The sequence below is a fragment of the Mycobacterium sp. TH-M25 genome, from assembly GCF_057473665.1.
In genome coordinates, this window is the sequence record NZ_JBYCLA010000035.1 from 1 (window position 1) to 6523 (window position 6523).

5 protein-coding genes and 1 pseudogene are annotated in these 6523 nt (G+C 65.8%); 3 read left to right on the forward strand and 3 right to left on the reverse strand.

Translation table 11 applies throughout. The features are described from left to right. Positions 1-762: 762 nt before the first annotated feature. Positions 763-2352 carry a purple acid phosphatase family protein gene (locus tag AC2VOU_RS01395; protein ID WP_486955742.1) on the forward strand — a complete coding sequence of 530 codons (1590 nt, stop codon included), beginning with the start codon at positions 763-765 and terminating at the stop codon, positions 2350-2352. 40 nt (positions 2353-2392) lie between these two features. Here the strand turns inward: AC2VOU_RS01395 and hisS are convergent. Beyond that, positions 2393-3649, reverse strand: a pseudogene (hisS, locus tag AC2VOU_RS01400) (histidine--tRNA ligase); the annotation flags it as partial. Beyond that, positions 3646-4308 (reverse strand): MBL fold metallo-hydrolase, encoded by a 663-nt coding sequence (locus AC2VOU_RS01405; protein ID WP_486955743.1) that lies wholly within the window; start codon positions 4306-4308, stop codon positions 3646-3648. The gene AC2VOU_RS01405 and the pseudogene hisS, both read right to left, overlap by 4 nt. Positions 4309-4416: 108 nt before the next feature. On the opposite strand from AC2VOU_RS01405, the gene AC2VOU_RS01410 reads away from it, so the two are divergent. Both AC2VOU_RS01410 and AC2VOU_RS01415 read left to right on the forward strand, forming a co-directional pair. Continuing rightward, positions 4417-5295, forward strand: coding sequence for a peptidylprolyl isomerase (locus AC2VOU_RS01410; protein ID WP_486955746.1), 879 nt, complete (start codon positions 4417-4419; stop codon positions 5293-5295). Then, positions 5295-6098, forward strand: a complete 804-nt coding sequence (locus AC2VOU_RS01415) for a peptidylprolyl isomerase (RefSeq protein WP_486955744.1) — start codon at positions 5295-5297, stop codon at positions 6096-6098. Before AC2VOU_RS01410 ends, AC2VOU_RS01415 begins: the two co-directional genes overlap by 1 nt. 61 nt (positions 6099-6159) lie before the next feature. Here the strand turns inward: AC2VOU_RS01415 and AC2VOU_RS01420 are convergent. Then, the coding region (locus AC2VOU_RS01420; protein WP_486955745.1) for an ACT domain-containing protein at positions 6160-6523 on the reverse strand (364 nt) is incomplete at its 5' end.

Genomic DNA, 6523 nt, shown 5'->3' on the forward strand with positions numbered 1-6523 from the left:
CACCGATCCCGGCGAGACTCGCAGAAGCACCGGACAGCTCTTCCGGTTGCGTAGTTACGAACGACACCGATCCTCCTTAAGCCAAGAGTCAGACCTCTCGCCCCAGCCGTCGAGTCAATGCAACTCGATCACCGCTAAGAGCGTATGTTTGATGCCTGACAGCTCGGTAATCTTAAATCACAGATGCGCATCCCGTGCTGAGAAATACCAAAGAGAGATTGCGCGGTCGGGAATTCGTAAAGCCGCCGCTACGTGACGTTCTCGGCGACGACCGGCGCGCATCAATACCAGACCACTCGCGGCACCCGCTGGACATTGGCCGTTGGCAGGCCGGCGGCAAATTTTCGCGAGCGTGTCCGGTACGCCAGGCTCGACGCCGATCAGCGATTGAGCTGCGACAAGCACGTGTGTGCGACGTGGTGCGACGACGCCGGCGGCCGTCGCGGCGGATCCCGGTCACTTCTCGCGTCGGTCAACGACAGGGCCGACAACCAGCGCCGGGCACCCGCGTGAGAAGTCGCGTCGGCCATTCAGCGGACGTCGATGATTTCTAACCCATCGCACCCTTAATGGGGATCGCAAAATAGACCGCATAACCGGAATCTCGCACCGATCACAAAGCTGAGAGAATGCTTAAGCAGAGCGGTGTTGTCGGCTTTCGCCAATGCCTTCGGCGCCGCGATCGGGCCGGCATGCGGGGGCGTGCGTACTCCCAGGTTGACCTCCGGCGGCCCTCGACGCCGCAGCAGGTAAGAAAGAGGCATGGTCGAAGAGTCACCGTCGGACGAGGACACCAAGCCGGCGCCGGGCATCAGCCGTCGAACGCTACTGGCGACCGGCGCTACCACAACGCTCGTCGGGGCGGGACTGGGCGCCGCTGCCGTCGCGCTTGTCGGGTCGCCCCGGCCTGGGCCCAGTCTGTGGAGCCGGCCCAGCCGCAGCGGAACCCAACCGGTGGGCGGCCTGCATCTGCAATTCGGCAGGGACGCCTCCAGCGAAGTCGTCGTGTCGTGGCACACCACCGAGCCGGTCAGCAACCCGCGCGTCATGGCGGGCACGTCTACCGGGGGTTTCGGCCGCACCGTGCCGGCCGAAACCCGTACCTATCGCGACGCCAAATCGCGCACCGAAGTCCGGGTACACCACGCAAGACTCGCAAACCTCACGCCCGACACCGACTATGTGTACGCCGCGCTACACGACGGCACCGACCCAGAGCTGGGTACCGTGCGCACCGCTCCGTCGGGACGGAGTCCATTGCGTTTCACCAGCTTTGGCGATCAGGCCACCCCGACACTGGGCAGGCAGACGACGACCGGCTATCGCAGCGACAACTTGGGGTCGCCGGCAGCCGGGGACATCACCACCGCGATCGAGCGGGTCGGCCCATTGTTCAACCTGGTCAACGGCGACCTGTGTTATGCCAACCTGTCCAACGATCGCATCCGCACCTGGTCGGACTGGTTCGACAACAACAGCCGTTCCGCCCGTTATCGGCCGTGGATGCCGGCCGCGGGCAACCACGAGAATGAAATCGGCAACGGCCCAATCGGTTACGCCGCGTATCAGACCTATTTTGACCTGCCCGACACCACAGCGGACCCCGAATTGCGGGGCCTGTGGTACTCGTTCAAGGCCGGCTCGGTGCAGATAATCAGCCTCAGCAACGACGACGTCTGCTACCAGGATGGTGGCAACAGCTACGTCCGCGGCTATTCCGGTGGCGCTCAAAAGCGTTGGCTCGAAAACGAACTCGCCAACGCACGGGCCGACAAGCGGGTGGACTGGGTGATCGTGTGCATGCACCAGACCGCGGTGTCCACCGCCGATCACACCAACGGCGCCGACCTGGGCGTCCGCCAAGATTGGTTGCCATTGTTCGACCGCTATCACGTCGATCTGGTGGTGTGCGGCCACGAGCATCATTACGAACGCTCCCACCCGATTCGCGGAGCGCAGGACACCGAGACCCGAACCCCGATCCCGGTGCAAGACCACGGCGACACGATCGACACGACGAGAGGTACCGTGCACCTGGTCATCGGCGGCGGCGGAACCGCCGCGCCGTCGAACGGACTGTTCTTCCCGCAACCGAGATGCCGAGTGGTGACCGGCCTGGGCGACTCACGCGACGGGATCGGTCGCAGAACTCCGGTTTACGTGGTCGAGGAAGCGCCGTGGTCGGCGTTCCGCGACAGCCAAAACCCCTGTGGTTTCGTCGCTTTCGACGTCGACCCGGGAAGGCCGGGCGGCAACACCTCGATCAAGGCCACCCATTACGCGGTCAACGGCCCCTACGGGGCCATCAGCGTGGTCGAGCAGTTCACGCTCACTCGGCCTCGCGGCGACTGAACATTTCCCCACCGGCACACAGTTCACCAGCCTCGTCCCGCGCTAGCAGCGAAAGTACTTCGCCGACAACCGAATCAGTCGCCGTGTCGACCTGCTTGCCCGTCCGCAGATCTTTGATACCAATCGTTCCGGCGTCGATGTCGCGGTCGCCGGCCACCAGCGCCACCCGGGCACCGGACCGGTCGGCCGCCCGCATCGCCCCCTTGAGGCCGCGGTCGCCGTAGGCAAGATCGACCCTGACACCCGCCGCACGCAGTTGACCGGCCAGTTCCGCCAGTCGCAGCTTGGCCCGCCCGCCCAGCGGCGCGCCGAACACGTCGCAGCGTGCGCTGGGTCCGATGTCGAGTCCTTCGGCGCGCAGAGCCAACAGCGCCCGGTCGACGCCGAGGCCGAACCCGATGCCGGACAGGTCGGCCCCGCCGAGTTGGCGCATCAGCCCGTCGTAGCGACCACCACCGCCGATCCCGGACTGGGCGCCCAATCCGTCGTGCACGAATTCGAAGGTGGTCTTGGTGTAATAGTCGAGCCCGCGCACCATCCGGGGGTTGATCACGTACGGCACCCCCAACCCCTCCAGGTATGCCAGCACGGTCTCGAAGTGCTGCTTGGCCGCATCGGAGAGGTGGTCGAGCAGCACCGGAGCGTCAGCGGTCATCGCCTTGACCTCGGGGCGTTTGTCGTCGAGCACCCGCAACGGGTTGAGTTGTGCGCGTCGCCGGGTTTCTTCATCCAGATCGAGCCGTGACAAGAAGTCCTGCAACAATTCCCGGTACTGCGGGCGGCAGGTGTCGTCGCCCAGTGAGGTGATCTCCAGGCGGAACCCGCCGAGGCCCAGCGCGCGGAAGCCCGCGTCAGCGACGGCGATCACCTCGGCATCCAGGGCGGGGTCGTCGACGCCGATGGCCTCCACACCGACCTGCTGCAACTGCCGGTAACGGCCCGCCTGCGGGCGCTCGTAGCGGAAAAACGGGCCCGCATAACACAGCTTGACCGGCAGCGCGCCGCGGTCCAGGCCGTGCTCGATCACCGCGCGCACCACCCCGGCGGTGCCTTCCGGCCGCAACGTCACCGAGCGGTCTCCCCGGTCTGCGAAGGTGTACATCTCCTTGGACACCACGTCGGTGGACTCCCCCACCCCCCGGGCGAACAACGCGGTGTCCTCGAAGATCGGCAACTCGATATCGCTGTATCCGGCCAGTCGCGCCGCGCCCAGCAGCGCCGAACGGACCGCGACGAACCGAGCCGACTCCGGCGGGACGTAGTCCGGCACGCCCTTTGGCGCAAAAAACTCGGTCACCGGCTCAGCCCCTCGATGAAGGGGTTGAACCGCCGCTCGTCACCGATGGTGGTGGAGTTGCCGTGCCCGGGAAACACCACGGTCTTGTCGTCGAGCACCAGGAGTTTGTCGACGATCGAACGCAGCAAGTCGCGGCCGCTGCCGCCGAACAAGTCGGTGCGGCCCACTGATCGCTGGAACAGGGTGTCGCCGGTGAACACCAGATCCTTGTCTCCGCCGACCCGGAACACCACCGATCCACGAGTGTGGCCGGGCGTGTGGTCGACGGTGACGCTGATACCGGCCAGTTCGATCTTGTCACCGTCGCGGTCCAGTTCGATGACCTGCTTGGGCTCCCGAAAGATGGCGGCGAGAAGCAGTTGGCCGATCTTCGGCCCGAGATCCTTGATCGGGTCGGTCAGCATGAAGCGGTCTTCGGGATGGATGTAGGTGGGGCAGCCGAAGGTGTCGGACACCTTCTGCGCCGACCAGATGTGGTCGATGTGGCCGTGCGTGAGCAGCACCGCCGCCGGCGTCAGCCGATTCTTGTGAAGAATGTGACGCAGCTGGCCCATCGCGCGCTGGCCTGGGTCGATGACGATGGCGTCGGCTCCAAGGTGCGGTGCGAGCACGTAGCAGTTGCACTGCAGCAACCCGGCCGGGAATCCCGTGATGAACACGTCTCACAGTTTCCCATCCAGGTGATCGGCGACGGGTCGCGCCACCCTCATCGAGGATGAACTGGCACACTCGACAAGACCCAGCCCGCGATCATGGAGGGACCGGCGGTGCCGAGCAACGAACAGCGACGAGCGTCAGCCAAGCGCAAATTGGAGCGGCAACTCGAGCGCCGCGCCCAGCAGGCCCGTCGTCGTCGAGCTCTGGCCATCGTCGGAGGATCGATCGCGGCGGTAGTCGCGGTGGTGGCGATCGTGGCGACCGTCGTATTCACCCGTCACGACGACAAGAAGGCATCGGCCAGCTCAGGCACCTCTTCTTCCAGCTCAGGCACCTCGACCGGCTCCGCTCCCAGCCCAACGGGTGCGCCGTTGCCGGCTTTCACGCCGAACGCCGACCTTGGCGCCAACTGCCAGTACCCGCCCTCGCCCAGGCAGCCGGCCAACCCGGCCAAACCACCCCGGACGGGCAAGGTGCCCACCGATCCGGCGCAGGTCAGCGTCAGCATGGTCACCAACCAGGGACCTATCGGACTGCTACTCGCAAACAACGAATCACCCTGCACCGTAAACAGTTTCGCGAGTCTGGCGCAGCAGAAATTCTTCGACGGCACCAAGTGTCACCGGCTGACCTCGTCGATTCTGCAGTGCGGTGACCCGAGCGCCGACGGCACCGGTGGACCGGGCTACGAGTTCGCTGACGAATATCCGGTCGATGAGTACAAGCCGGGCGACCCAGCCGCCCAGGAGCCGGTGATCTACCCGCGGGGCACGCTGGCGATGGCCAACAGCGGACCGAACACCAACGGAAGCCAATTCTTCCTGGTGTACAAGGACACGCCATTGCCGCCCGCCTACACGATTTTCGGCAAGATCCAGCAGGACGGCCTGGCCACCCTGGACAAGATCGCCAAGGGCGGCATCGCCGGCGACGGTCAGGACGGACCGCCGGCCACCGAGGTCACCATCAAGTCGGTGCAACTGGACTGATGACGATGAAACTGCCCCGCATCATCGCCGTTTCCGGTATCGCCGCCGTCGCCGTGACACTGACGTCGTGCACCCACCACAACGCCGACAAGACAGCCGCCACGACGTCGAGCAGCGCCGTGTCGGTAGCACCGTCCACGTTGCCGCCGGCCGCGCCGATTACCGGCCCGAAGTTACCGCCGTTCTTCCCCGGGCCCGCCGTGGGAGCCAACTGCCAGTACCCGCGGACCGCCGGGCCGGCCGGCAAGCAGGCCGCCCCACCACCCAACGGCAAGGCCCCCACCGATCCCGCCCAGATCGGGTTGACCATCGTCACCGACCGGGGCCGGATCGGCCTACAACTAGCCAACAACGAATCACCCTGCACAGTAAGCAGTTTCGTGAGCCTCGCACAGCAGGCCTATTTCGACAACACCGAATGCCACCGGCTGACCACGGCCCGCGCGCTGTCGGTGCTGCAGTGCGGCGATCCCAAGGGCGACGGCACCGGCGGCCCGGGCTATGAGTTCGCCAACGAATACCCGACCATTCAGTACCCACCCGGCGAACCGGCGCTCCAGATACCCGTCGTATACCCCCGGGGCACACTGGCCATGGCGAACGCCGGACCCGGCACCAACGGCAGCCAGTTCTTTATGGTCTACCGCGACTCGCTGCTGCCGCCCACGTACACGATTTTCGGCACGGTCAGCCAGTCCGGACTCGCGGTGATAGACAAGATCGCCGCAGGCGGTGTCGCCGGCGGCGGCGACGACGGCAAGCCCGCCAAGGAGGTCACCATCACCTCCGCGCGTCGGGACTGACCTGTCCAGCATGGCGTGCGCCGCGCGGCGGCGAAGTCCAGTCGCCCGGCGGCCGTCACCGTCACGCCGCTGACGTCACCCGGTAAACGTCGTAAACGCCTTCGACATTGCGGACCACGTCCAGCAGATGGCCCAGGTGTTTGGGGTCGCCCATCTCAAAAGTGAAGCGGCTGATGGCAACTCGGTCCCCCGCTGAAGTGGTGACCGAGGCCGACAAGATGTTCACCCGCTCGTCGGCCAGCACACGGGTCACATCCGAGAGCAGGCGGTGCCGGTCGAGCGCTTCGACTTGAATCGCCACCAGGAACACCGACGATGGTGACGGCGCCCAGCGCACCTCGATGATGCGCTCGGACTGATCCTGCAAAGACCTTGCATTGGTGCAGTCGGTACGGTGCACACTGACTCCCCCACCGCGGGTGACG